This window comes from Paenibacillus xanthanilyticus (assembly GCF_042682185.1).
GTDB lineage: Bacteria > Bacillota > Bacilli > Paenibacillales > Paenibacillaceae > Paenibacillus_Z > Paenibacillus_Z xanthanilyticus.
In genome coordinates this window covers 3,635,045-3,660,994 of the sequence record NZ_JBHUHA010000001.1, presented here as the reverse complement: position 1 = coordinate 3,660,994, position 25,950 = coordinate 3,635,045, and the positions used below count along the sequence as shown (strand labels likewise).

The following is a 25,950-nucleotide window of genomic DNA, read 5'->3' as shown; positions in this document are numbered from 1 at the left end:
CCCGTGAACGACAACAACATGCTGGTCATGCTCGCGACGGAAGGGACGTACCCCTATCATCAAGGCGGTGTGAGCACCTGGTGCGATATTTTGGTCAATCGGCTGGAGCAGGTCGATTTCGTCGTATATAGCATCATGATGAACCCGTTCGTGACCCAGAAGTTCAAGCTGCCCGAGCGGGCAAGTCTCTACGGCGTTCCGCTATGGGGCACCGAGGAGCCGAGCGAGCATCTGAAGACGCCGTTCGCGGACGTCTACGCCCAGAAGCTGCGGACGGGCGAGAAGGAGATCCGGGAACACTTCTTGCCGCTGCTGCGGGCGCTCTTGAGCGAGCTGACGGCGGAGATCAAGGACCCTTACCGGCTGGCGGACACGCTCGTCGGCCTCTACCGCTACTTCGAGCGCTACGAGTACAAGGCGACCTTCAAGCATGAGCTGGTCTGGAATTCCTACAAAGCGATGATGCTGGCGATCGCCGCGGACAAATCGACCGGCTTCAGCCAGCCTGACATCCACGGGCTGATCCAGAGCCTGGGCTGGGTGTACCGGTTCTTCACGATCGTCAACACGCCGGTGCCGCGCGCGCACGTCGCGCATTCCTCCGCGGCGGCGTTCTGCGGCATTCCGTGCGTGCTGGCCAAAAAAATATACGATACGCCCTACCTGCTGACCGAGCATGGCATCTATTTGCGCGAGCAATATTTGTCGCTCTCCGGGCGGGGCTATTCGACGTTCCTGACCAAATTCCTCATCCGGATGATCCAATCCATCACCAGCCTGAACTACGCGTTCGCCGATCAGGTGTCGCCGGTCTGTCTCTACAACACCCGCTGGGAAAGCGAGCTGGGCATCTCGAAGCGGCGGATCGAGGTGATCTACAACGGCATCGATACCCGCGTCTTCAAGCCGGACGCGTCCGGGCGGCGCGAGAGGAGCGGCGTCACGATCGCCATGATCGCGCGGATCGACCCGATCAAGGATATCAAGACGTTCCTGCGCGCGGCGCGGATCGTGCTGGACAAGCAGCCGGACGCGACGTTCATCGTCTACGGATCGGTTAGCGTGCCTGCCTATTACGAGGAATGCGTGAAGCTCAAAGAAGAGCTGCGTTTGGGCGGCGCCTTCGTCTTCGCCGGCCATGCGACGCAGATGGCCGCCGCCTACAACAGCGGGGACGTGATCGTCCTCTCCAGCATTTCCGAGGCGTTCCCGTATTCCGTCGTCGAGGCGATGATGACGGGCAAGCCGGTCGTCGCCACCGACGTCGGCGGCATCTCCGAGGCGCTCGGCGAGACCGGCCGGCTGGTGGAGCCGCGCAATCCGCAGGCGCTGGCCGAAGCGATCCTCGCTTACGCGGACAACCCCGGGCTGCGGGCGGAAGCCGGACGGGATGGCAGGGAGCGGGCGCTTTCCTATTTTACGCTTAGCCGCGTATTGGAACTGCATATGAAGAGTTATATTAAACTTGCCGCTCGCGCCGCCGAACGGATTCCGCCCATCGCGCGCAAGCCGCGGCGCGATACGGCTCGGCGGCAGGGAGCGGAAGAGCCGGAGAAGGAACCGTCGCAGGCGCTTAAGATAAGCGGGAATTCACGCGATCAAGCGGCACAAGACGTTCACGTCACTGGTGTGTGGGCGGACGCTCGCGAAGTCGCAGACGCCCGCGGGGAGCTCGCGCGCAGACAGCGGTCGGCGATCGAACAGGGATTGTCGCATGCCGCGCGCGGCGAGTACGAGGCGGCCGCGGCAGCCTTGCGGGACGCTGTTGCGATGGATCCGGATGCGCCTAGCGTCCCCTATATTCTAGCGGAGCTGGCCAGTGCCTATAACGCGCTAGGCCGGCATGACGAAGCAATGGCGGAGCTGCTGCGGAGCGAGCTGTGCGCCAATCTGCGGGCGAAACGGAGGATGGGTTAACATGCCGGGCAGAATGAGACGGACGTTATGGGGCTATCAGCCGGCCGCGGTGCAGACAATGAACGAGCACCTGGCCGCGCGGCATGCGGAGCGGATGAACGGGCTGCGGGCGGAATTGGCTCGCCTGCGATCCGATAACGAGCGGCTAGCAGACGAGTTGGCCCGTGTAACTACCGCTCGCCAGCCGGTCGAGCGGACGACAGGCCAGCGAGATTCCCGGGACCTCTGCGCGCCGTTAGCGGCCGCTCATGCCGAGGCGAGCTTGCTCGTGGAGGAACTGACGGCCCGGCTGCGGGAGCAGCGAATGCGTCACGAGGCGGACAAGGCGCGTCATGCGCGTCTGCGCGCAGATACCCTTGCCCGCCTGGAGGCGAGACTGGGCGAAGCGCAGGCGAGGTGGCGCGGAGGGGAGGAGGATGGCGATTGAGCAAAGCGAAGGAGCTGCCCCGCGCTTGGCGGGGCTACCATCCCTTGGAGACGGAGCAGTGGTTCGCGGCGCTTGAGGCCGCGCGCGAACGCGAAGCGGAGGAGCTGGAAGCCGCTATCCGCAAGGAGCGCGCGCGAGGCGATCAGCTGTCGGAGGACTTGCGGCGAAGACGGGAAGGCGCTTCTCCGCCCGGTACTGTCGAAGGCTTAGACGGTGCGGACCGTGCCGACACAGCCATCGCGGGCTGGGCGGAGAGCCGGCTCGCCCGGTCTGCCGCCGCGATCCGGCGTCAAGGCGAAGCGGAAGCCGCCGCGCTTCGCCGCCTGCATGAGCAGCGAGAAGCCGAGCACGAGGCGGAGGTGCGGGAAGCCGACCGGCAATTCGCCGAATGCGAGGCGGCCATCGCCAGGCTGCTCGCCGAGGCGGATTCGTTGTTCGGGGCTGCTCTCGCCCCGAGCGAGAGCAGCCCCGAGGAGCTGGCGCTGCTGCAGGCGGCGCTGTCGGGCGTGCAAGCTCCCTCGCAGGCGGCTGCCGTCCTGCCGCCGGAGGGAGAGGGAGATGCGGCGTTCGACGGCGAGGCTGCGGCGGCTCGCGAGCGAGGCGTCAGTCATGCCGTGGCGGATTCGGCCCGCAGCGCGAAGGTTCTTCAATTCCGAATCCGGTCGATGCTCGACCGGGTGGAGGCAGCCGGCGAATGGCGCGATGCAAGCGATGCCTCCATGCGGATGCCGGGTGCTGGGGGCGTCGCGCTCGCGGCAGGGGAGACCGGGACCAGGGCAAGCACGGCTTCCGGGCTTGACCCGGTCGTCTCCAATACGATGAACGCCGCCAGAGCCGCGGCCGGCGTCTCCGCTTTCCGAAGCGGAAGACTCGGCCGGCCCTCTTCCTCCGCCTATTGGGGAGACTTGGACCCCTACATGCAGGATAACCGCGATCCGGAGCAGCTGCCGCAGCATACGGGACCGCTCGTCGCCGGCACGAGTCGAGACCGCCATGATTCCACGCTTGACCGAGACGCGGGGGGCTGGGGCGGTGGGAATATCCGAAGATGACGGGCAAGCGGCATCGCCCGTCGATCCAGCGGACAAGGATGAGAACTGGAGCGTCCCGCCCTCGGATCAGCCGTCCGTTGCCCCGCCCTCCGCTCTCGCCAGCGAGGCGCTCGGCGAAGAGATTCGATTCGTGCGGGAGCGTTACATCGTCGGCAAGACGGCGGGGCAATCGCTGCATGCCGGGGACGGCCGCGTGCTGATCGCCAAGGGCGACCGCATCACCGCGGAGACCGTGGCGGCGGCGGAGCGCGAAGGCAAGTTGGCGGAGCTTGTCGTCCATATGGTGATTCCCGGATTGGGGGCGGACGCGTGATGAACCCGTTGCTTGCGGCTTCGCGTTCGGCCGACGCGAAGGCGCAGCCAGCCGAGACGACGCGGGCGGAACGGTTCGAGCGGCTCGTGAGCGAAGTGGCCGCCCGGGACGCCCTCCCCGAGGATCGCTACGCCGTCGCCGCGCTGCTGGAATCGATGGGCTGGAACGATGCCCGGGCCGCGGAGGCGTTCGGCACGTCCGATATTTTCGAGCTGGCCGTCGAGGTGTGGGAAGCCGTGCGCCGGAAGGTCGTCACGAGCACCTTCGCCGTCAACGAAGAGAGGGGCGTGCTCCGCACGGGACTCGCGCTGCTCAAGAGCTTCCTGCGGGGCGTCATTTTCGCGCTGCCGATGGCGATCTCGGTCATCTCGATGCTGACGCTGAAATTCTCGCTCTGGTCGTACGAGCATTTGTCCGTGGAAATCGCCACATGCATCGCGATCGGCACGATCGCCAGCTTCGTCGTCGTGGGCGGATTTACGCAGGCGATCGCGCGGCGGGGCTTCTTCTATATTTCGCAGGGCTACTACACGATGGCGCACAAGGTGACATTCCTGTTCATCCGGCTCGGCTACGCGGCGGCGCTTGTCGCCTGCGTGCTGCTGCTGGTGTTCAATCTCGTGTTCAACGTGTTTCCGCCGGAGATGTTCTTGTACATCGTGTTGTATTTCTTTTTTCTCGTATCGATCTGGCTGTCCGTAACGGTCATGTACATCTTGCGGCGGGAGCTGGCGTTCACCGGTCTGATTCTCGCGGGCATCGGCCTTGTGTACGTGTTGTTTCGCGTGCTGGCGTGGGACGTTATTTTCGCGCAGCTGCTGTCCATCCTGGTCGTGTCGGCCGCGGGCATGGCGCTTGTCGTCTATTTTTTTCGGCAGGCGGCCAAGCGGGAGGAGAAGGGGATCGCGCCCAACATGCCGCGCATGGCCGTCACGGTGTACGCGGTTGCGCCTTATTTCGCCTACGGCCTGCTGTATTTCGCATTCCTGTTCGTCGACCGGATCATGGCGTGGTCCTCGAACGCGGGGTACATGCCGTATTTCATTTGGTTCCGCGGCGAATACGAGCTTGGGCTGGACTTCGCGCTGCTGTCGCTCATGATTCCCCTCGGCGTGTGCGAGGTCATGGTGAACAAAATGATGCTGGACGTCGAAGCCAGCTACAAACGGTATTGGGGCTTCGAGTCGGAGCTGATGAACGCCCGCTTCCGCCGGATCTATAACCGGATGATGGCGGTCATCGCGGCGTCCTCCGCGCTGAGCGCCCTGCTCGTCTATGGACTGGTGGAGATGTTCGACGGACTCTACTACGCTCGGGAGGGCGAGCATCTCATCGCAAGCGCGACGACGCGGTTCGTCTTCATCGTCGCGCTGCTGGCCTACGTCATCCTCGCGACAGGGCTGATGAACGCGGTGACGCTGTTCGCCCTGTCGCAGCCGTCCCTCGTGAACCGGGCGATCGTGCCGGCGCTGGCGGTCAACGTCGCGCTGGGCTTCGCGCTCAGCCGGTGGATCGACTACTCGCTGGCCGTCTTCGGCGTGCTGGCGGGCGCGATCGTCTTCTCGGCGCTGTCCTTCCGCTCGATGCGCCAGGTGATCGGGAAGTTGGACTATTACTTGTACGCCATTGCTTAAAGCGGTACCTCTAAGGCCGGCAGGAGGAAAGCGGAAGGAGGGCGATACGTCTGGATTACTCGTCGTTCGGCAACCAATTCTATGCGATGATGCATTTTGCGTTCGCCTGCGCGGTGCTGTTCCTGCTGTGGCCGCGTTTATTCCTGCGCGCGGAGCCGGGCGATCGCCTGGCAGGCGTCTTCGCGCTGTTCATGAAGGCCGCCTGTCTCTATATCGTCTTGGGCTATGTGCTGGTCGCGCTCCGACTATACGAGTTCATGGCGGTCGCGGCCGTGCTTGCGCTGCTCAGCGCGCGGCGGCTGTGGCAGCGCGGGGGCAAGCAGGCGAGGGCGGATTTGACGCGTCAGCTGCGCCTTCGCTTCTATGCGATGTTCGACGGCGGCCTGCGGTTGGGGCGGCCTTGGAGATGGAAGCATGCGCAAGGAACGAACGCGCTTCGTCCGAGCGGCGAGAGGGATGTCCGTTCGGAAGCGGACCTGGGGCAAGGCGATCGTGCCGTCAACAGCCAACGCGCGGCAGCCGGCGCGCATTGGCGCGCGCGCCTGAGGGACTGGATGCCGAGCGCGCTGCTGCTGGCCGTCCTCGGAGCAGGCGCTTACATCCGCTTCTATGACGCGGTTCATTACGCCGCTCCCGCGCTCTCGGACGGTGCGGTCACGCTGGCTTGGATGAAATACATCAGCGAACGGATCCTGTTCCATGACGGCTTATATCCGCAGGGTCTTCATATCATCCTGTCGCTGCTCGAGAAATTCGCCGCGATCGATCCGCTCTACGTGCAGAAATACACCGGGCCGTTGTGCGGCCTTGCGACGGCGGCCGGGTTCTATTTCGTGCTCTCGCGCCTTACCGGCAGTCCGTACGCGGGCATTGCCGGGGCGGCCGTCTACAGCTTCGGCGGCTCGTTCCTGATGGGCGGCGATTGGGAGCGGCAAGCGGCGACGAACGCGCAGGAGTTCGCGTTTGTTTTTATTTTTCCGTCGCTGTATTTTCTGCTGCGGTATTTGCAGACCGGCGGCCGTTTTGCCTTTCGGACTGCCCTGGCGGGATTGGGGGCGACCGGCTTCGTCCATACGCTCGCGCTCGCGTACGCCGGGATGGGCGTGGGGGTCTGCCTGATCGCGGCCGCGCTCGGGCGCGATACCCGCGCGTGGCGCCGGATCGGCGCTGCCGCTGCCGGAGCGGCGGGCACCGCCGTCGCGACGTACGCCCCGATTCAGATCGGCGCATGGCTGGGCATTCCGATGCACGGGAGCTCGGCCGACTTCTTGACGAGCACGACGGCCGCCGTCATTCCGGAGCTGACGGGAGCGGACAAGCTCGGGCTGGGGGCGCTCGCGATCATTGCCGCGTCGCTGCTCATCGGCTGGAAGCGCGGGGAGCGCCGGTTGGCCGAATGGTTCGCGCTCGGCATGGGCACCGCCTCATTCCTGCTCTACTATATCGCCCCGTATTTGACGAAGAGCCTCGTATTAGCGGCCCGTACGCAGGTGCTGTGGGCGCTCGGCATCTGCTTCGTCACCGGGTTCGCCTGGTGGTCGCTATGGCGGGCGGCGGGCGCCCGGCGTCTCCGTCCGGCGGTCGAAGCGGCGGCCGTCGCAGCCTGTTTGGTCTGCTTCGCGACTGTCGTTCGGATCACCCCGATCGTCACGTACAAAATGGATTGGGAAAGCATGTACCGCCAATATTTGCGAATCGCGGGCGAACAGCCGCCCCATACGTGGGGGATGTTCTCGCAGGAGGAGGGCTACTCGCTGGTCTACAGCATTGGTTACCACGAATACGTCCGCACCTTGGTCGCCATGTACGATCCTTCGCTGCCCCCGCTTACCCGATACGGGCAACCCGCGCCGGATCCCGGATTGGCCCCGACCCTATTTATCGTGGAGGAGAAGCAGGTGTACCGCGTGCCCAAGCATCTGACCATCTACGAGGAGCTGGCGCGGGAACGATATGCCAAACACGAGGAGGAGCGGCGGTTGTTGGCGGACTGGCTGCAGGTCTACTCGGCCCATCATGGCGCGCCCGAGATCTATTACGAAGACGCGCAAATCCGAATCTGGTATATCGAGCGGCCGGAGGCCAAAGATAAGAATTACCGACGGCTATGGGGGAGTCCAACATGAACGCGCCGGCGCTCGTCACCGACGCGCTGCTGCGCAAATCGCTGGCCGTCGTGCGCACGCTCGGCGCCAAGGGGATCCCGGTCTATGCCGCGGATTCGACGCGCTTCACGCCGGCGGGCTTCTCCGCCTATTGCGCCGGCCGCCTGCTCAGTCCGCATCCGGTCGAACGGCCGGACGATTACGCGGCTTGGCTGCTGGAGACGGCGGCTCGGATGCCCGGTCTCGTGCTGCTGCCGATGGACGAAGCGACGGTCGGGATTACGATTGGGCACCGGGAGCGTCTGGCCGACGCCGCGCGCTTCCTGCAGCCGGACGCGGAGCCGTTCCGCCGGGCGGCAGATAAGTACGAGACCGTCCTGGCGGCGCGCGAGCTCGGCATGGAGACGCCGCTTACCTGGTTGCCGGGCGGCGAGGAGGAGCTGGCGGCGATCGCGGCGACCGAGGCGTTCCCGCTTGTCGTCAAGCCCCGGCATTCCTCCGGGTCGAGAGGCATCCGGTTCGTTCATAATGCGGAGGCGCTTGGCACAGCTTATAGAGAAGCGGCGGCCGGCGGCCTGCCGCCGATGATTCAGCAATACATACCGCCCGGCGAGCGGCTGGACGCGGCGCTGCTGCTGGATGCGGAAGGAGGCGTTATCGCTTCGTTCGTCCAGCGGGAGATCCGCCATTATCCGGCGGATATCGGGCCCAGTACGGTGCAGGAGAGTATCGCGATGCCGGAGTTGGCCGAGCAGGCGGCGGTGCTGCTGCGAAAGCTAGGCTGGCGCGGCATCGCCGAGGTGGAGTGGATGCGCGATCCGAGGGACGGGCGCCTGAAGCTGATGGAGATTAATCCGCGCTATTGGAACTCGCTGCATCTGGCGATTCAGTCCGGCGTCGATTTTCCTCATCTTCATTACCGTCTCTCGCTCGGCGAGCGGGTCGAACCGGTCACGTCTTACCGAATCGGGCAAGTGACGCGCAATTTGCTGCCCGGCGACCTGCTGCGGGCGATGTCGACCGGACGTTGGCGGGAGCTCGATCCGCCGCTGCTCGGCAAAGGAGGACGACCCGTCGAGGACGACATACTCTCCTGGCGCGATCCGATGGCGGCGGCGGGATTCGGCCTCGCCTGCGCAAGATACGCGCTGGATGCGGGGATGTGGCGGAAGCTATTTAAGCGATAGACGGCGATATGGCCAGATACGAAGGAAGAAACGGACGTGCGGCGCGAAGAGAAGCGCGGCCGACGGGAGGGAGCAAGCATGCTGAACGCGTTGACCGTGGACGTGGAAGATTACTACATGACGAGCGGGCTGAACATCGCGCCTTCCGAGTGGCCTCGTTACGAGGATCGGGTCGCGCAAAGCACGGCCGAAGTGCTGGAGCTGTTCGCGCAATATGGCGCGCGAGGTACATTCTTCATTCTCGGCTGCGTCGCCCAGCGCCATCCATCCCTCGTGGCGGACATCGCGCGGGACGGGCACGAAATCGGCTCGCACGGCGGATGGCATCGGCTCGTCACCTCGCAGACGCCGTCGGAATTTCGGGCGGACGTTCGCTTCTCGAAAGAGGTGCTCGAGGGCATAACCGGGCGCAAGGTGGAGCTGTACCGGGCGCCGTCCTGGTCGATCACGCCGGAGCGCTACGAAGCGCTGCACATTCTCGCCGAGGAAGGATTTCGCGTCGATTCGAGCTTGCAGCCTTTCCGCACGCCGCTATCCGGCGTCGCCGGGGGGCCGCGCGCCCCGTTCCGGCCGTACGTGAACGGCAGGCTGACCGGGTTGACCGAGTTTCCGCAATCCGTCGCGGAGATGAATGGCATGCCCCTCCCGTTCTCGGGCGGCTTCTACTTGCGGGCGCTTCCGTACCGGTACGTACAATGGGCGTTGAAGCAGGTCAACCGTTCGCGTCCCGGCATGATTTACCTGCATCCGTGGGAGCTCGATCTGGGGCAGCCGCGCCTGCCCGCTCCGCCGCATATCCGGCTCGTTCAGTATTACGGGCTGGCCGGGATGAGGCCAAAGCTGGAACGGCTGCTGCGCGATTTTGCCTTCGCTCCGCTCGGTGAGCTCATCCGAGAGCGGACGTATCCGATTCGCGAGCTGATTACGGCGGCGGCCGGGGGAGCGACGTGAACGGGGTGGGAGCGGGCGGCCGTCCCCGCTGGCGGGTGCCCGCCGGCGTCTTCCTGGTAGGCGGCGTCGCCATGGTGAACTTGGCTGGGGCGGGACTCGCGTTCGCCAAGGATCTCGCCTTCGCCGCTTACTTCGGCACCACGCGCGAGGCGGATTTGGTGAACACCGCCTATCTGCTGCCGGAGACGATCGGCTACAACCTGATCGCCGCCGTCGTCTCGGTCGCCGCCGTGCCCGCGCTGTCCCGGCTGTGGGCGCAAGGCCGCTACCCGGAATTCGCCAGCACCGCAAGACGTTTGGCGGTCCATGCGGCAGTCGCCCTGGCAGCGGTCGCGTTCGCTTTATGGGCGGGGGGCGAAGCCGTGTTCCGCATGTTGGGGCAAGGCGCTGGCGGCGGCTCGGACTATCCGGCCTGGGTTGTTCTCTACCGCCTGCTGCTCGCGGCGCTCCCCGTCTTTCCGATCTTCGCGGCGTACGCCGCCGCGCTTGCGGCCGGGGGCTCCTTCTTTGCCGCCGCGGCCGCTCCGCTGCTGCTGAACGCGATGATGCTCGCGGCCGTCATCGGATGCGTGCTGCTGCATATTGACCGATCAATGGGTGCGGTTATTTACGCGGGGGCAATCTTGGCGGGGGTCATCGCGATGGCGGGTATGCTGCGGCTCCGGCATGCCCGGCTGATGGTTAACGCGGCCGCGAGCCATCCGGATCGGTCGTCCACAGAAAGAGGCGGCGCGAGCAGCGGAACACAGCCGATCGGCCGCGATAGCGCGTCCCACGACCGGCAGCATCCGCCGTTCGAGGCGGCGGCGAGCGCGACCGCCCCATTGCCCGAACAAGCATTGGCCGCGCCCGCGATGGTCCGATCGGACGGCCTGCGAGCCGTCTACGCCGGCATAGCGCCGCTGCTTGCGCTCACGCTGTGCATGCAGGCGGGCTATGCGTTCGAGCGCGCGGTCGCCGCGAACCTGGCGCCGGGGACGGTCACGGCGCTCGGCTATGCGTATCGGGTCGCCCAATTCCCGAATTGGGTGTTCGTGGCGGCAGTCGCGATGGTGCTGCTGCCTTCGATGTCGCGGAAGGCGGAAGGAGACCGCCTTCGCGGGGAGGCCGGCGAGCGGGCCCGCGCGGAAGTGCTGCGCGCCCTCGCGGGGACGCTCGCCGTGCTGCTGCCGGCGGCCGCGCTGTTGTTCGCGCTTCGCGGCTTCACGGTCGAGCTGCTCTTCGGGCGCGGCGCGTTCGGCGCGGAATCCGTCCGGATGACCGCCGATTTGCTCGGGGGGTATTCGCTTGGTGTCGTCGGCCAAGCGGTCTCCGCGATCGGACTGCGTTACTTTCTTGCGATCGGCCGGCTGCGGGCCTGCGTGGCGGTTTACGCGGCTGCCACGCTCGTAACGATGGCGTTCGATCTGCTGCTGGTCCCGCATTACGGCGCTCCGGCGCTTGGCTACGGGTCCAGCGCGGGCTGGACGCTCAATGCGCTGTTGATGGGCTGGCTGCTCATGCGAAGCGCGAGGCCATACGCTTGAAGGAGGTGCCGAGCATGGACAACCGTTTTCTCATCGTCATCCCCGCCTTCAACGAGGAGGCGAATATCGAAAGGGTTCTCGACGGATTGCTGGCCGCCAAGCTCCCCATCGATATTCTGGTCGTCAACGACGGCTCGCGCGACCGGACGGAGGAACGGGCGAGACGCTACGGCGAGGTGATCGTCTTGTCCCATCCGTGCAATCTGGGCTACGGCGCAGCGCTGCAGACCGGGTATAAATACGCGGTGAAGGCCGGCTATCCGTTCATTATCCAGTTCGATTCCGACGGGCAGCACAGCCCGCAGGACCTGCCGGTCATCATGGCGCAGCTCGAGCGAGGCGGCACGGATATCGTCATCGGTTCCCGCTTCGTCCGCAAGGACGGCACGTTCGAGACCGGGATCGTCAAAGGGGCGGGCATCCGTTTCTTCCGGGTGCTCATCCGGCAGCTGACCGGCAAGCGCATCTCGGATCCGACCTCGGGGCTGCGCGGCGTATCCGACCGGGTGTTCAGCTACTATTCGGTCCGCGACCGATTCCCGGCCGACTTTCCGGACGCGGATATTTTGATCCAGCAAATCCTGATGAAGTTCAGCATCAAAGAGGTGCCGGTCCGGATGAAGCAGCGCGAGGCGGGCGTGTCGATGCACGCCGGGCTCAAACCGGCCATCTACATGTGCCAAATTTTGCTGAGCATTCTGGTCGTGTTGCTCCGTCACAAAATGACCAACGAGGAGGTCGCCTACGCCAATGGTTGATATGCTGCGATGGTTCGTCCTTCTTTGCGGGCTCGCGTTCTCCGGCCTTATCCTCCGGCTGCTGCTTCGGCATAAAATCAGCGCGCGCAATTCGGTCGTCTGGCTGCTGAGCGCCGCGATCATTCTGGGGTTATCGGCCTATCCGAGCTGGTTTGATCATCTGGCCTCGTTGTTCGGCATCCACTATCCGCCGACGCTGTTGTTCTTGCTCTCCACCTTGGTGCTGCTCGTCATCGTGCTGCATCTCTCGATCCAGCTGTCGATCATGAACGAGAAAATCCGGCAGCTGGCGCAGCATATCGCGATCCGCGATGTGGAGCAGGAGAAGCTGGCGCGCGGGGACAAACAGGCGTCTCTCCTGCGCGAGCTGTCGGTGCCGCGGGAGTGGCTGCAATAAGAGCGGGGCAATGGCGAGGGACTGCAACAATATCGTGCGTTTTGGAAAGCGGCGAACGGACGCGGGCGCGCGAATCGGGCGTCTTGGTACGGGGAAGGAGGGCGCGCTTTTGGAACAATCTGCACAAGCATCCGCTTCGGTTCTAGGATGGCTATTATTCGGGGCGGTCGTGCTTCTACTGATCTGGCTTGCTATCGTCAATCATCGCCAGCGTCTTCGTCTGGCGCGTTCCGCCCATCTCGAGCTGCTGGTCAAGCGCGTTCAGCCCGAGGCGGGACTGGAAAACAATCTGAGCCTCTTCCTGGAAGCGATCAGTCAGATGGTCGAAGCGGACAGCTATACGTTCTATATTCGCGAGGATGCGGGAAGCGAGTCGTTCGTGCTGAAAGCCGTTCGCAACCGGCGGGAAGGACCCGGGGAGATCGGTCCGTCGTACAGCGGGCTTGCGCCTTACGAGAAGGAGCGCTACCACCCTCCCTTGACGATCGCCGCAGATGCGGCTTCGCGGACGGCCGGTCTGGTGAGCGAAGGCGCGGTGCCCCTCTATAACTTGCCGGTCGGGGTGCGAGGGCTGGTGCGGCTTGGACCGGTACGCTCGATCTCCCGCCGGCAGTCGTTCCTGCTGGGCGCCGTCGGCACGGACCTCCCGCGTCTGCTGGACGTGCTCGCCGAGTCGGACCGGATGGACCGCAAGGCGTCCATCGTCGAGACATCGCGCGCCGCGCTCGAATCGATCAGCACGATGGCGATGGACACCGAAGCCGTCGTGCGCAAGACGCTGGCGATGTCCGCGACCGCGCTTGGCCTGACGGGCGGCTGTCTGCTCACGGTCGAAGCGGGCGCAGCATCGATGCCGATGTTCTTCGGCTGGTCGGATGCCGTCAAGCGAAGCCTCGACGAGGCGATCAACTTGTCGCTGCTCATCCAATTGATCGAACCGCACGAGCTTGTCCTATGGGACAAGGACGATGTGGAGTACGATCAGGCGTTATCGCTCCTCGGCGGCATTAGCGAAGGTTACCTGCTTGCCGGACGGCTGCCGCTGCCGGGCAAGCGGGCGTATTTCATCGGCGGGCTGCACCGCCATGCGACGAACGAGCAAGCCGAGGGGCAGCTGCGCACGACGTTCGCGACGATGACGCGCCAGCTCGCGCAGCTGCTCGCCATTCAAGCGCGGATGAAGCCGTTCGCGCATACGTATGCCGAATTTCTCAAGCTGCTCGCGGGCACGATCGACGATTTGAACCCGTTCACCGTCGGATATTCCGAGCTCATGAGCCGGTATTCGATCATCATCGCCAAGCGGCTGGGCTTGGCTGACGATCACGTGCGCGATATCGGGACCGCGGCTTATTTGAGCAACATCGGCGTGCTCGGCCTATCGGAGGAGCTTTTTCTCAAGGAAGGCCGCTACACGGAGCTGGAGTTCGAGACGATGAAGCTGCATGCGGAAGTCGGCGCGGCCGTCGCCGAGATGACGCTCGGCAGCAAGCGAGTCGCGGACATCATCCGCTATCATCACGAGCGCATCGACGGACAGGGCTATCCGGCCGGTCTGCGGGGCGACCGGATTCCGGTCGGTTCGCGCATTTTGCTCGTCGTGCAGACGTTCCTGGCGAAGATCAACGGACGCAAGTACAGGGAGCCGATGCCGTTCCAGGAAGCGATCCGCTCGCTCGAGACGCTCGCCGGTTCGCAGCTGGACGGCGGCATCGTGCAAACGTTCATCGACTGGTTCGCGGAGAAGCGCGGGGGGCCGCAGCTAGGCGGCCGCGCGCTCGGCGCGTGCTGGGACATGCTGTGCTCGCCCTCGGACGTATGCCGGCAATGTCCGGCCTACCAGCGCGACGACAAGGACTGCTTCGTCATCGCGCGGGAGGAAGACGTGAACTGCAAATCGCACGGCAAGGTGTGCGAGACGTGTTTTGTATATACGGAGACCGCGACAAGGAGCTGAGGACAGCATGAGTAACGTTATCGTAACCGGAGGGGCGGGCTTCATCGGCTCGCATCTCGTGGACCGGTTGATCGCGGAGGGCCACCGCGTGCTCGTCGTCGACAACCTGAGCACGGGCGTTCGCCGCAATGTTCACCCGGAAGCGGAGCTGGTCGAGCTGGATCTGCTGCATCCCCGTTTAACCGACGTCTTCCGCGGCTTCCGCCCGGAGGTGGTGCTGCACGAAGCCGCGTCCGTGTCCGTATCCCAATCGATGCAGCGTCCGGACAAGGACGCGGCGAACAACGTGACGGGGACGATCTACGTGCTCGAAGCCTGCAAGGCCAGCGGCGCGCGCAAGCTCATCTACGCCTCTTCCGCGGCCGTATACGGCAATCCGGTCAGCGCGCTCGTGAGCGAAAGGCATCCGATCCGGCCGCAATCGTATTACGGCATCTCGAAATACGCGCCGGAGCAGTACATTCGCGTGGCGTCGGAGACTGGCGGCATGGACTACACGATCCTGCGGTACAGCAACGTGTACGGCTCGCGCCAGGGCATGCGCGGCGAAGGCGGCGTGGTTTCGGTATTCGCCTCGCAGCTGCTGAAGGACAAACCTTGCGTTATTTTCGGAGACGGACAGCAGACGCGTGATTTTGTCTACGTGAAGGATATCGTCGCGGCCAACATCGCCGCCTTGACCGGGGGGAGCGGCCGCACGATCAACGTCAGTTCGTGCATTCCGACGAGCGTCAATCAGCTGCTGCGCGCCATGTGCAGTCTGCTGAACAAGCCCTTCGAGCCGAAATACATGAGCAGCCGCCCAGGGGATATTCGCGACAGTCTGCTGGACAATAGCCTCGCGGCGACCGCGCTGGATTGGCGTCCATCGTATTCGCTGCGGGAAGGACTGGCCGAGATGCTGGAGGAGGAGCGTGCGACAGACGGTGTTACGGCGGATCGATAGCATAACGAAGAGACCACGCGTCCGGCCTGGCGGCGTGGTCTTCTTTGCGTGGACGAAATTCGCGACGAACCTGAACGGACGCGGTCAGCCAGCGCTCTACACACCGTACATATCCGACATGACTCCGTGGACAAAGCCGTGCTTGCGCGCCGTCTTCCCATGGATCGGCGACGGATCGGCCGAGGACGCGAGCAGACCAAGCCCGTCTTGGCGCAGCCGGCGAAGCAGTTCCACGCGCTGGCGGACCCAGTCGCCGCGCGCCTCGTGGCCGTTCCAGCCCTCCCACAGCATACCGCTCAGCAGCGGCGCGCACGCCTCCAGCTGGGCGAAGCCGCGATTCTGCAGCCAGCGCAGCGCGGGATAACGCCGCGCCGCTTCCTCCAGCCATGTCTTGTACGCCTCGCCCATGGCCGCCCGCTGCGCCTCGGGCACATACTCCTCGATGTCCCCGACCGTATCCAGCATCATGCCGTCGAGCGGCACGCGCGCCGCCAATTCGCCGATCTCCGCCAGCAGCAGCTCGCGATAGGCCGCCGACCGCAGGTCCATCAGCTCGGCGTCCCATTGCTCGAAGCGGATGCGCTGTCCATGCGCGATCAGGCGCATCTCGTCGGTGATGGCCGTCCACCGCGTCTTGTTCCAGCTCGGCGTCTCCATCACCGCCAAGTAGCCATACACGGCCGTCCCCGCCTCGCGAAGCGCCCGAATGTCCTCGGCCTGCCACTGCCGCGGCTCGATGATCGCGAGATCCGTCGCGACCAGCATCCTCTTCATTTCGGCTGTCGAAATACCGTAATAAATAGAGAAGGAATGAACTGGGCCGAGGCGGGATGGTTTGGCGCGTTTTTGAAACAGCATGCAGTCACCCTCCCGATAATTCTCCGACTAGGATTACGCTGCCCTGATGGGATGAAGCAAGAGTATGAAGAGGCTCGGTTCTGTTTCTGCCACCTTGCTAGGAACTGTCTATTTATGGGTCTTATGAACTAGGCAGGTATTTGGCGTCCTCCTGTCGAAATGAAGAAGATTGTCGTTTATATTAGGTCACCGAAGCGAAGGAAAGGATGTCCCCTTATGCAGCAAAGCCATAGAGAAGCCTCCGTCGAAAGCGGCTTTACTTTAGTTGAAATCTTGGCGTGCCTCGTCGTGCTCGCCATCGCCGGCTTGGCGTTGACCTCGTATTTCGTCAATGCGATGTCCTACGCGAAAGGCAACCAGAACAAGACGGTTATGGTTAATTTGGCGCGCAACACGCTGTTCTATTTACAGAAGGAAACCGTATTCGACAAGCTTGGGACGTATTTTCAAGTCGATGCGGAGACGCTTCCTTCCGGCGAGAAGCGGAACGTCATCAGCGCGGACGGGTGTACCAACGGCGTATGCGCTAACTACCGGACATTGATCCGGAACGGAAGCACGGATACGAGCACGCTCGCCACGATTCTGCATCCGAATATTAACGGCATTCAGTACCGCGTGGAAATCAGCTATCAGCCAAGTCTGTATAAAACGTTGAAGGAAGGCGCCGCGACCGGCGGGACAAGCGCGGGCAGCGGAGAGGCGGCCGATGCGCAGACGATCAGCAAATACTTGATTCCGATTAAAGTGTCGGTATCGGAAGAGAAGGTCAATGCGGACGGCACCATCGAACCGGTTACGACCAAACGGGACCAGACCGAAGTGGAGGGATACATCACCGATGAGAGCATTCGTTAACCGGCTGCGCGAACGGGCTCGCGACGAGCGGGGGCTTACCCTAATCGAGCTCATCGCGTCGCTTACGTTATTATCCGTCGTGATGGGGATTATCTATTCTTCCATCACCTTCGGCATGAGCGCCTACAACAAGATTCGGATCGAGAACAGCCTTCGGGACGAGGGAGACCTCATCATGTCGTCGATTATTTCCAAGCTGTATACCTATGGTCCGGATAGCATTGCGCAGAGTAAATCGGATGCGTATCGGCAGCGGATCACATTGAAACTCGCCGGCATGGAGTCGGAAGAGATCGTATTCGACTACAGCGATGAATCCGCGAAGAACGCGCTATTCTTCAAAAGGAAGAATGACGACGGCGTGGTGACGAATAGCGACGAGGTGGAACTGGACTCGGAACTCGTCGTTCAATCGGATGCGGATTGGCAAGAGGGCTCCTACATCCGCCTCGTCTGCTCGGATACGTCCAAGTCGTCCTGCAGCAGCGGATTGATCGAGATCCAGTTGAAGCTTCGTCAAATGTACGCGAACGAGAACCACGATCTTGTGCTCGAAAGCAAATTCGGATTTTAAAGGGGGGAGAACCAGATGATACGCGATGAAAAAGGCTCTGCCTTCCTGCTCGTGGTATTCATGCTGCTGCTCTTCACGCTGCTCGGCGTCGCCATACTCGGCGCTACCGTCGGCGGAGCCGTGCGAAGCCAGAAAAGCGAGGATAACGTGCAAACCTTGCACCTGGCCGACAAAGCGCTGAGCGAAGCGCTTGCCCGGATCATAACGCGGTTCGAAGGGAAGTCGTTTAAGCCGGAAGAGCTGGAGGCCGGCATCCAGAAGTTTATATCCGATGCCATCGACAGCGACTACTATGGGACGCAATCGTCGGAGATAGACGCGGCCAAAGCGCCGGGCTATAAGATTGATCGGATCTGCATTGCCAATGGAGCGCCGGTGGGCACGGACCTGTTGATTCGCAATAGAGTATATTGCGATCCAACGAAGGTTGATGCGAGCGGGGAAAGCTTCCTACGGACGATTCGGATTACGGCGAAGGCGACCGTAAACGAAGTCACGCGAAAATTGACGCAGGACGTGACGCTCAACTCCTTCCCGGATTTCCTCTATTACGCTATGGGGTCTTCGGAAGGCGACGTTGTCATTAATGGCTCTCCGTATTTCAAGGGCAATATCTATGCGGGGCGCAACTTGAAAATTCAGAACATCGCCAACTATGACTATAAAGGGAATGAGAATCTAGACGCACCAACGCAATTCCTCTACGTGAAGCCGGGCGATGTGGATTCGGCGGCGATCGGCGGCGTGGATGCCGCCGATCTGGAAGCGGGTCAGGTGCATATTCAGAACGTCAGCAACATTGGCTATCGCGAGCAATCCGGCGATGAGAACACGCCGCCTTATATTCCGTTGACGAAAGAGAACCTCGAAGAAGAAGCGAATAAGCAGCGTTTCCACGGTCTGTCCGTGCAAGAAACGGAGACGAAGAAGTTCCTGTCGATCAACGTCGGCGAGACGTTCGTGGACAAAGCCTTCGACTCGACGGGCAGCCTGGACGAGAATCTGCGCGACCAATGGGTCCAGCAATACCGAAGCGACGCCGCCAGCTGGACGCAAGATCCGGGTAAGCAGCTCATGCAGAAGGTCGAGAATCAGTACCAGCTCAATTACTCAGGGCGCAAATGGAAATATCAGCAGCCGGCCGCCCTCGGCTCCAATCCGACCGAGGCGCAGCAGCAGGCGTACACGGAGCAGATGAACGAGTTGAAGGCCGCGCTTGCGAATATGACAGGCCCGATCATCATCGACGGTGATCTTACGCTCGGCAAAGAGCTGAAGGAAGTCGTGTTCGCGGACAAGGATTTGGAGAGCGCCGCGATTGAAAAGCGAAAGTGGCTGATCGTAAACGGGAATTTGAACGTCCTGAACGACGATAGCGCTCCGGTCGATATTCGAGCTAACATCTTGGTCGTGGGCAACGTGACGCTAAGCGGCAAGATGAACATCGACTCCACGATGTATACGCTCAGCAGCGCGGTGAACAAGCAGACCGGCCAAGCGGGGAACGTCGTGATGGATGCCGAGATTCGCGGCGTAACGGCAGGCGGGATGCAGAAGGTATTCGTCCTCATCGCGAACGGTCCGATCGAGATGTACCGGGTAGATTCGTTCCAATCGTTGAGCGACAGCTCGACCAATAAGGAAGGGTATGACCGCGAAAGCAATTATACGTTGGACGGATTTTTCTATACGGATCAAAATGCAGAGTTGTACGGCGTCGGCTCGCTCTTCTGGATACACGGCGGCTTCTTCGCCAAGAAAGGCATCGAGGTGAATGCGGTCTTGGGCAATACGACCGAGAAGTTCGGCACGGAGAAAGATCCAATCACCGGCGAAGCGCAGGCTCAGATTATTTTCGAAGCACCGCAATCCGCTTTAACCGAACAGCAAGCGCGTTTCGTGATCGACTATAACGGGGCGGTGTTTAACCAAGGCACGGGCTTGCCCCGCGTCGATAAAGTAAGGGTGCAGATCGGCAAGAAGAAGCTGGAGTCGAATAAGGAATAGCATGAAGAAAGGCTGCGAACCGGGCGAATACCCGGGAAGCAGTCTCTCTTTGCGTTTCGTTACCCTACGCTTACAAAAGAAAACGGCTGCGCGGGAAGGATCCTGCGCAGCCGTTCGGCGTTGTTCAATGCTTAGTACTTATCGGTGTTCGTGACGGTGACTTTGACTTTAATCGTCAGATTGAGGTCGGTCAGCGTCACGTTAATCGTCGTCGTGCCCGCCCGCTTGCCGACCAAGTCGCCGTCAGCGGAGAAGCTAACAATGTTCGAGTTATCGCTGCTGAATCGAACTTTATCGATCAATGCGGTGCGCAGGGAGCTTGGAACCACCTGCAGCAGCGGCTCCTTCGCCGTCGTCAGCGCTTTGCGCAGGTCTTTCACGGTGCCTTGCGGCATCGTGAGCGCCGGCAGCGACAGATTGACGACATTAATCGTCTTCTCGGCCGTCAGGATCGGTCCGGCAGGCGTCGGGATTGAGACGATCGCCTTCAGAATGCCGCCATCGGCTTTGGTGGTCGTTAACTGGCCGTTGTTGCTGCCGCTATTGCTGATCGCGGCCGTGTTGCCCGGTTCGGCGCCGACCAATTCCCAAGTCGGCGTATACGAGAAGCTCGGTGCTCCGCCTTCGCCATCCCAAGTGAACGGTAGCTGAGGTGAATTACCGGCACCAATCGTTATCGGACCGCCCAGGTCAGGCGCGCGGTTCAGGATCGTGAGCGGAAGCTCAGCGGATAGAATGTTCGTATTGACCAGGCCGCCAAGGAGCCTCACGTTGAGGACAACCGTCACATCGCCTGCTTGCGTGGCGTTCAGTGTATTCGTCAGATTCGTGTCGGTGTTCGTGCTCACAAAGCTTGCCTTGCCGCCGGCGTTGCTGCCTTTCAAGCTCCACGTGACGCTGCTAATGAGATTATTGCCTAGCAGGTTGCCAAGCGAGGACTTTAAGAGTCCTTCGAGCGGAACTTGGTCGCCCACGGCGATTTTGTTCGTAATCGGTTTAAGGCTAAGTCCCGGCGGTGTTATCGTGATCGTCTTTTCGTAGTCATAACGTTTGGTTCTGGCGCTTGAGTCATCGGTCATCGAATCTGTCGTCGTCACGCTCAGGATGACTTTGACGGTGCCCGTGTGTTCGCCGGTCAATGTTCGGGTCCAGTCACCCGTCCCGCTTAGCGAACCTTTGCCTTCCGTTCCGTTCGACGGGTTGAAGATGCTCCAGCTCATCGAGCCGGGATTGATAGTTTCATACTTCGGAACCTTCAACATGCCGGTCAGATCAATCGATTGCCCGACAGATACGGTGTCAGGACCGCTGATCGACAGACCGCGTTCAATAACGGTGATAATCGCCGTATCGGTCTTGCCGCTTATCGAATCCGTGACGGTAATCGTCGTCGTTCCGGTTGCCATTGCCTGGACGTAACCGGTGGAAGCATCGACGGTAGCAATGGCTGGCTTGCTGGACGTCCAGCTGAGCAGCGTAGTTGCATCATCCGGCGTCGTTACGACCGGAATCCGGTAGCTGTCGCCTTTGGCCAATTCTTTGTCATCAATAATGATCTGCGTCGCCTTCGTAATGGCCTCGAACGACTTGACCGGGAAAGGCAGCGTCAGCGGCGTCTTCGCGCCGACATCGTAGAACGTCAGCGATGAATCGTTCAGCGTATACGAACCGTTGCGGGTTGGCGTTACCGTAATCGTAAAGCTGTCCGCGGAAGCGATGTAGCTGCTGCCGTTAGCGGCCAACCTATAGGCGATGTCGGGCCTCGTGCCGCTCAACGTATATCCGTTCGGCGTCGTCCGGTCGATCGTCATGCCAGGCGGCAATGCGCCGACGATATCCAGGCCGGCAGGGAGCTTCTCGCGGAAGGTCAGGTTCGTAATCTTCAGCGTAGAGGCATCCAAGCCCGGCGACTTCTCGATCGCGCGCGGCGTCAGCGTATACGTAATCTGAGCGGACTCGTTCTTCTCAATTCGGTTGTTGGCTAGAAGACCAGTGATCGCACGGTCGACGGAAAGGTTGGACGTGATGACCTTCACCTTAACCGGAATCGTCTCGCGGTCGATAGCTCCTGTCTTGTCCTTCACCGTGATTTCGATCTTCAGATCGCCGCCGTTCGGCAGCGGATTGTCGATCGTCCGTTGAACCACCGTCCCGGAAGGGGTGGTGAATTCCGGAATGCGCAAGCCCGTCAGCTCGCTGCCGTTCGCATCATAGAACTTAATCTCGGCCGTCAGGTTACGATCCTCGAAGTCGTAATCCTCCGGCGTGAAGTTGATGACGATCGGTTGATAGTTTGGTATAAAGTTGTTGTTCTCCGCCGTGTAGCTGACAGGGTTGGCAACCGTGAGTTCTGGCGCGTGGTTGGAACCCATGAACGCGCGGTACATCGTATTGACGAACAACCGCTGCTCCCAATCTTCGAAGCCGGTAGAGGTATGACCGCTGCCCGTATAGGTCACGCTTCCTTTGGAATACGTGTAATAGTGGTTCCAGCTGTCGTTCTCGTCGCGGCTGTTGCCGGTAATGTTGTACCAAGGGACGACCGTCGGGTCTTCCAGATCCAACGTGAAATATTGGTTGTGCGTTGTCGCAATGGACGGCGTCGTATTGTTCAGATTGAACGGATACAGCGTAAGCAGCCCGTCATTCACTTTGGTAACGGCCTTGGATGTGGCCGGGGCGGACAGACCCAAGTCGGTCCAAGGCGCAATCTGTCCCGAGTCGGTCTGGAAGCTGTTGATCCAGATATTGCGCGTACCGTTGCTAGAGAACACCGTATCGTGCGTGAACATGACGCTTTGACCCGTCGAAATATATTTCCTTACGGCGGCCGCAGCGGTATCCGATATCCCCGAATTGACGTTATAAGAGTCGCCGAATCCGAAAATAAGCATATCGAACGAACCGTTCAGCGTAGACATGTCGCGTGTTTTGAACGTATCGAACGTCTCCGTCGTAATGGCGATGTTGTAATCCAGCGTCGAGTCCGTCAGATACGATTGCTTCAAGTTGGTCCCAAGCGTCAACCGGCTTCCCGTGTTCGAACCGGGCATAATTTGCAGAACACGCAGGTTGGTCGTTTTATCCTTGAAGCGGATGACGCCCGTATCATAGCTCTTCAGCTCGCTGGCCGAATCGACGACTTCGAGTTTCCAATAATACAGTCCGGAGTAGCCGCGCGGCAGCACATACGAGATCGTGCCGTTTCCGCCGGATATAACCGCGGTTGCCACCTGCTGGTCGGCCTCGAATTTCACGGCCTGGTCCAGCCCGATATACAAGTTGGCGGTCAGGTTGTCCGAGGCGAACTCGTTGTAATTCGGCACCGTGAAGTTGAAGGTAATGCGTTCGCCAGGCGCGTACGCTTTGCTCGTCTTGTCCACGAAGCGTTCCGGCTGGCTTGTCAAGAAGAAGGTCGGCCTTTGATAGAGCAGCTCGTTGCTCGACGTAAACCGGCTGGCGATGTTATTCAGGTCGGCCGGCGTAATGAATTTGACGTTGCTGCGTGTCACGGTCGCATACGATGCGAAGGTTTTGTACAGAATGCCGGTCTTCGGGGTGAACGTCGTGGAGATCGTATTGTTGTTGCTGTCTTTGTTCTCCGTCTTATAGCCTTGATAGATAAGTCCGTCTTTGTTGGCCACATCGTTATAGATATAGACGAGTTGGCCTTTGCGGATGAAGGCTTCCACAATTTCGTTGGCTTTCAATCGCGTAATATCGTTCGCCAGGCCTTTAGTAGCATGCTTTTCTGCCCGTTGAGCAGGAGTTAGCTTTGTCATACTTTCCAGCATCGTCGGATTGTAATTGCCTTTGCCGATATAGATGACGTCGTACTTGCCTGCCAGTTCGCCACGAAGCGCGACGAAACGTTTCATGCTGACGGTCTCGATCGTAACGTTGGCCAGTCCGGCCAGCTTGGGTTGTAAATCAGAGACGCCGGAATCCGTAATCTCCAGCACCCTGGAAATATTGTTGGAGAAGGTGAATTTCTCCCAATTCCCTTTCGTCCCGGTTCTTACAGTAAGAGGGACTCCGCTGGTATCTCGTTCTGCCGTGACGTAATTATTATTCGATGCTTTAAAGTAATCGAAGCCGTTGGCGCGTTCGAATTTGAAAATCTCCGCATCGCTTGAGCGCGTCCCCGTTGCCTTAAGCTTGGCGGGACTGACGTTCGTATCCCTTACGACATATTTGCCGTTCAGCTTCGAGCGCAAAATATAAGTTTCACTGCTCTGCATGATACGCTCGAATAGCTCGGCCGACGTGTTGGCGCTCGTGCTTATCGCCGCCAGCGTGCTGCTAGCATCCACCGTAATAAACCTCGAGTTGATGTCCGCCTTGATCGCGATGATGTCGACTTCATCCGCGAACGCTTCCTTAGGGCGGAGTCCGGGTATCGCGACAAGGGTGACGATCAGACTGACGATAAGCATTCTAGCAATTAGCTTACTCGTGCGCATACTCATCTATTACTACCTCCACTACAAAATCTTTCTTACGCAAAACTTACACAAAGAAGGAAGATGTTACAGTTTGATACAGTTCCCAAGAACTACTTCTTGCACCTCCTTATTATACATCGTAAGCTAAGCAAAAGGATAGAGATTAAGTTGATAAGAATCGAATATTGTCATATTTATCGGCATATGTATATAATATTTGTAGTCTTCTAAGGCCATAGAAACAGATGTTTTTTTGGCCAAATAAACCCATTGTCGTGATACAATTTGTTATAGTTCTAAAGTCCCTAGTTCTGGTTACTTAGTTCATTGGCGCAAATATAGGAAGGATGGGATGGTGAGCATAGCGTGAGCACCGTAAAGAAAAAGAGACTCGGCGATCTACTTGTCGAGAGCGGGGTTATTTCGGAGGAGCAGCTTCAACAGGCGCTTCGCGAACAAGGCAAAACGAAGCAGAAGCTTGGCGACTTGTTAATCACGCAAGGCTATATATCGGAGCAGCAGCTAATCGAGGTGCTAGAGTATCAGCTTGGTATTCCGCACGTCAGCTTATATAAATATCAGATCGATCCGTCGATTACGCAGATTATTCCGGAGAGTCTGGCCAGACGTTACCAGGCGATTCCGCTGCAAAAAGACGGAGGCCGATTGCTTGTGGCCATGGCCGATCCGCTCGACTACTTCGCGATCGAGGAACTGCGGATGTCGACGGGATTCCGGATCGAGCCGGCGATTTCGTCCAAGGACGAGCTGCAGCGCGCCATCGCGCGGCATTATGGCCTTCAAGATTCGATGTCCCAAATCATGGGCGAGCTGCCCACGACGGCGGACGAGATTCGCGAGACGGAGATTACGGACGAGGATTCCCCGGTTGTTCGACTGGTCAACCAGATGATTCAGCAGGCCGTACAGCTTCAGGTGTCCGATATCCACGTCGATCCGGGCGAGAGCGATGTCGCCATTCGGTACCGACTCGACGGCGTGCTGCGGACAGAACGGGTTATTCCGAAGCAAATGCAAGGCTTTATTACGGCCCGTCTCAAAATCATGGCGAGGCTAAACATTGCCGAGCGGCGTCTGCCGCAGGACGGCCGGATCAAGATGCAGGTCGACTTCAAGACCGTTGATATTCGCGTCTCCTCGCTGCCGACCATCCATGGCGAGAAAATCGTCCTGCGGATTCTCGACCTGAGCATCGGCGTGAAGGCGCTTGACCAGCTTGGTTTCAGCGGTCATAACCAGCGGATTTTCCGCGAGATGATCGAGGTGCCGTACGGCATCATCCTGATTACGGGTCCGACGGGCAGCGGCAAAACAACGACTTTGTATTCTGCTCTTCAACATTTGAACAAAGAAGACGTTAATATTATTACCGTCGAAGATCCGGTTGAATACCAGCTGGAAGGCATTAACCAGGTGCACGTCAATCCGCAGATCGGTCTTACGTTCGCGGCGGGACTCCGCTCCATCCTGCGTCAGGACCCGAATATCGTGATGGTCGGGGAGATTCGCGACGCGGAGACGGCCGAGATCGCGATCCGCGCTTCGCTAACGGGCCACTTGGTGCTGTCGACGCTTCATACGAACGACTCGGTCAGCACGATTACGCGCTTCCGGGATATGGGCGTCGCGCCGTATTTGATCGCGTCCTCGCTCGTTGGCGTTGTCGCGCAGCGTCTTGTGCGCCGGGTCTGCCCGGATTGCAAAACCTCCTATGAGCCGACCGAGCAGGAGATGATCTTCCTGCACAGCCACGGTCTGAAGGCGGACAAGCTGTACAAAGGCACGGGATGCGGGAACTGCAATAAGACGGGCTACCGCGGTCGCGTCGCGATCCACGAGGTGCTCGGCGTGAACGATGCGATCCGGCAGTTGATCGGCACGGAGACTTCCGTGCAGGATCTCCGCCGTGCCGCGGAAGCGAACGGCTTGATTCAGCTAATGGATGACGGTCTGGAGAAAGCGATCAGCGGTATTACCTCCCTGCAGGAAGTACTCCGGGAGACGGTATCCCATTAAC

General features: G+C 60.7%; 19 protein-coding genes. 17 read left to right on the top strand and 2 right to left on the bottom strand.

What is annotated here, in order from left to right:
- Positions 1–3: 3 nt before the first annotated feature.
- The 13 genes from pelF to ACFSKT_RS15660 all read left to right on the top strand — a co-directional run bounded on the left by pelF (position 4) and on the right by ACFSKT_RS15660 (position 15,170).
- Complete coding sequence (pelF, locus tag ACFSKT_RS15720; protein ID WP_377721920.1) at positions 4–1,917, top strand: GT4 family glycosyltransferase PelF; 1,914 nt, start codon at positions 4–6, stop codon at positions 1,915–1,917.
- Position 1,918: 1 nt separating this feature from the next.
- Positions 1,919–2,344, top strand: a complete 426-nt coding sequence (locus ACFSKT_RS15715) for a hypothetical protein (protein WP_377721919.1) — start codon at positions 1,919–1,921, stop codon at positions 2,342–2,344.
- On the top strand, positions 2,341–3,396 hold the full coding sequence (locus ACFSKT_RS15710) for a hypothetical protein (protein ID WP_377776325.1): 1,056 nt from the start codon (positions 2,341–2,343) through the stop codon (positions 3,394–3,396). The genes ACFSKT_RS15715 and ACFSKT_RS15710 overlap by 4 nt, the downstream gene beginning before the upstream one ends.
- Entirely contained in the window at positions 3,377–3,709 is a 333-nt protein-coding gene (locus ACFSKT_RS15705) for a hypothetical protein (protein WP_377776324.1), read from the top strand. The genes ACFSKT_RS15710 and ACFSKT_RS15705 overlap by 20 nt, the downstream gene beginning before the upstream one ends.
- Positions 3,706–5,343 (top strand): hypothetical protein, encoded by a 1,638-nt coding sequence (locus tag ACFSKT_RS15700; protein ID WP_377721917.1) that lies wholly within the window; start codon positions 3,706–3,708, stop codon positions 5,341–5,343. Before ACFSKT_RS15705 ends, ACFSKT_RS15700 begins: the two co-directional genes overlap by 4 nt.
- 86 nt (positions 5,344–5,429) lie before the next feature.
- On the top strand, positions 5,430–7,469 hold the full coding sequence (locus ACFSKT_RS15695; protein ID WP_377721916.1) for a hypothetical protein: 2,040 nt from the start codon (positions 5,430–5,432) through the stop codon (positions 7,467–7,469).
- Positions 7,466–8,635, top strand: coding sequence for a carboxylate--amine ligase (locus ACFSKT_RS15690; RefSeq protein WP_377776323.1), 1,170 nt, complete (start codon positions 7,466–7,468; stop codon positions 8,633–8,635). Before ACFSKT_RS15695 ends, ACFSKT_RS15690 begins: the two co-directional genes overlap by 4 nt.
- Before the next feature lie 78 nt (positions 8,636–8,713).
- Positions 8,714–9,586: a DUF3473 domain-containing protein gene (locus ACFSKT_RS15685; protein ID WP_377721913.1), complete on the top strand. Its 873-nt coding sequence runs from the start codon at positions 8,714–8,716 to the stop codon at positions 9,584–9,586.
- Positions 9,583–11,112 carry a lipid II flippase MurJ gene (locus ACFSKT_RS15680; protein WP_377721912.1) on the top strand — a complete coding sequence of 510 codons (1,530 nt, stop codon included), beginning with the start codon at positions 9,583–9,585 and terminating at the stop codon, positions 11,110–11,112. Before ACFSKT_RS15685 ends, ACFSKT_RS15680 begins: the two co-directional genes overlap by 4 nt.
- Positions 11,113–11,126: 14 nt before the next feature.
- Positions 11,127–11,870: a glycosyltransferase family 2 protein gene (locus ACFSKT_RS15675; protein WP_377721911.1), complete on the top strand. Its 744-nt coding sequence runs from the start codon at positions 11,127–11,129 to the stop codon at positions 11,868–11,870.
- The gene (locus tag ACFSKT_RS15670) at positions 11,863–12,267 is read left to right on the top strand and encodes a DUF2304 domain-containing protein (RefSeq protein WP_377721910.1); all 405 of its coding nucleotides are present in this window, start codon (positions 11,863–11,865) and stop codon (positions 12,265–12,267) included. The genes ACFSKT_RS15675 and ACFSKT_RS15670 overlap by 8 nt, the downstream gene beginning before the upstream one ends.
- Before the next feature lie 109 nt (positions 12,268–12,376).
- Positions 12,377–14,224 (top strand): HD-GYP domain-containing protein, encoded by a 1,848-nt coding sequence (locus ACFSKT_RS15665; RefSeq protein ID WP_377721909.1) that lies wholly within the window; start codon positions 12,377–12,379, stop codon positions 14,222–14,224.
- 7 nt (positions 14,225–14,231) lie between these two features.
- Entirely contained in the window at positions 14,232–15,170 is a 939-nt protein-coding gene (locus tag ACFSKT_RS15660; protein ID WP_377721908.1) for an NAD-dependent epimerase/dehydratase family protein, read from the top strand.
- A gap of 96 nt (positions 15,171–15,266) precedes the next feature.
- Here ACFSKT_RS15660 and ACFSKT_RS15655 read toward each other — a convergent pair whose 3' ends face one another.
- Positions 15,267–16,028, bottom strand: a complete 762-nt coding sequence (locus tag ACFSKT_RS15655; RefSeq protein ID WP_377721907.1) for a hypothetical protein — start codon at positions 16,026–16,028, stop codon at positions 15,267–15,269.
- Positions 16,029–16,244: 216 nt separating this feature from the next.
- On the opposite strand from ACFSKT_RS15655, the gene ACFSKT_RS15650 reads away from it, so the two are divergent.
- Genes ACFSKT_RS15650 through ACFSKT_RS15640 form a run of 3 tightly spaced genes read left to right on the top strand, consistent with a single transcriptional unit; the run spans position 16,245 to position 19,467 of the window.
- Positions 16,245–16,886 (top strand): type IV pilus modification PilV family protein, encoded by a 642-nt coding sequence (locus tag ACFSKT_RS15650; RefSeq protein ID WP_377721906.1) that lies wholly within the window; start codon positions 16,245–16,247, stop codon positions 16,884–16,886.
- Positions 16,870–17,460, top strand: coding sequence for a prepilin-type N-terminal cleavage/methylation domain-containing protein (locus ACFSKT_RS15645; RefSeq protein ID WP_377721905.1), 591 nt, complete (start codon positions 16,870–16,872; stop codon positions 17,458–17,460). Before ACFSKT_RS15650 ends, ACFSKT_RS15645 begins: the two co-directional genes overlap by 17 nt.
- A gap of 15 nt (positions 17,461–17,475) precedes the next feature.
- On the top strand, positions 17,476–19,467 hold the full coding sequence (locus tag ACFSKT_RS15640) for a hypothetical protein (RefSeq protein ID WP_377721904.1): 1,992 nt from the start codon (positions 17,476–17,478) through the stop codon (positions 19,465–19,467).
- A gap of 131 nt (positions 19,468–19,598) precedes the next feature.
- Here ACFSKT_RS15640 and ACFSKT_RS15635 read toward each other — a convergent pair whose 3' ends face one another.
- Positions 19,599–23,936, bottom strand: coding sequence for a DUF5057 domain-containing protein (locus ACFSKT_RS15635; protein WP_377721903.1), 4,338 nt, complete (start codon positions 23,934–23,936; stop codon positions 19,599–19,601).
- 342 nt (positions 23,937–24,278) lie between these two features.
- Between ACFSKT_RS15635 and ACFSKT_RS15630 the strand changes: the two genes are divergently transcribed.
- The gene (locus tag ACFSKT_RS15630) at positions 24,279–25,949 is read left to right on the top strand and encodes a GspE/PulE family protein (RefSeq protein WP_377721902.1); all 1,671 of its coding nucleotides are present in this window, start codon (positions 24,279–24,281) and stop codon (positions 25,947–25,949) included.
- Position 25,950 lies beyond the last annotated feature (1 nt).

Coding starts and splice junctions, on each gene's coding strand:
- ACFSKT_RS15715 (WP_377721919.1), top strand. CDS start 1,919: ATGCCGGGCAGAATGAGACGGACGTTATGGGGCTATCAGCCGGCCGCG.
- ACFSKT_RS15695 (WP_377721916.1), top strand. CDS start 5,430: ATGATGCATTTTGCGTTCGCCTGCGCGGTGCTGTTCCTGCTGTGGCCG.
- ACFSKT_RS15690 (WP_377776323.1), top strand. CDS start 7,466: ATGAACGCGCCGGCGCTCGTCACCGACGCGCTGCTGCGCAAATCGCTG.
- ACFSKT_RS15685 (WP_377721913.1), top strand. CDS start 8,714: ATGCTGAACGCGTTGACCGTGGACGTGGAAGATTACTACATGACGAGC.
- ACFSKT_RS15675 (WP_377721911.1), top strand. CDS start 11,127: ATGGACAACCGTTTTCTCATCGTCATCCCCGCCTTCAACGAGGAGGCG.
- ACFSKT_RS15670 (WP_377721910.1), top strand. CDS start 11,863: ATGGTTGATATGCTGCGATGGTTCGTCCTTCTTTGCGGGCTCGCGTTC.
- ACFSKT_RS15660 (WP_377721908.1), top strand. CDS start 14,232: ATGAGTAACGTTATCGTAACCGGAGGGGCGGGCTTCATCGGCTCGCAT.
- ACFSKT_RS15655 (WP_377721907.1), bottom strand. CDS start 16,028: ATGCTGTTTCAAAAACGCGCCAAACCATCCCGCCTCGGCCCAGTTCAT.
- ACFSKT_RS15650 (WP_377721906.1), top strand. CDS start 16,245: ATGCAGCAAAGCCATAGAGAAGCCTCCGTCGAAAGCGGCTTTACTTTA.
- ACFSKT_RS15645 (WP_377721905.1), top strand. CDS start 16,870: ATGAGAGCATTCGTTAACCGGCTGCGCGAACGGGCTCGCGACGAGCGG.
- ACFSKT_RS15640 (WP_377721904.1), top strand. CDS start 17,476: ATGATACGCGATGAAAAAGGCTCTGCCTTCCTGCTCGTGGTATTCATG.
- ACFSKT_RS15635 (WP_377721903.1), bottom strand. CDS start 23,936: ATGAGTATGCGCACGAGTAAGCTAATTGCTAGAATGCTTATCGTCAGT.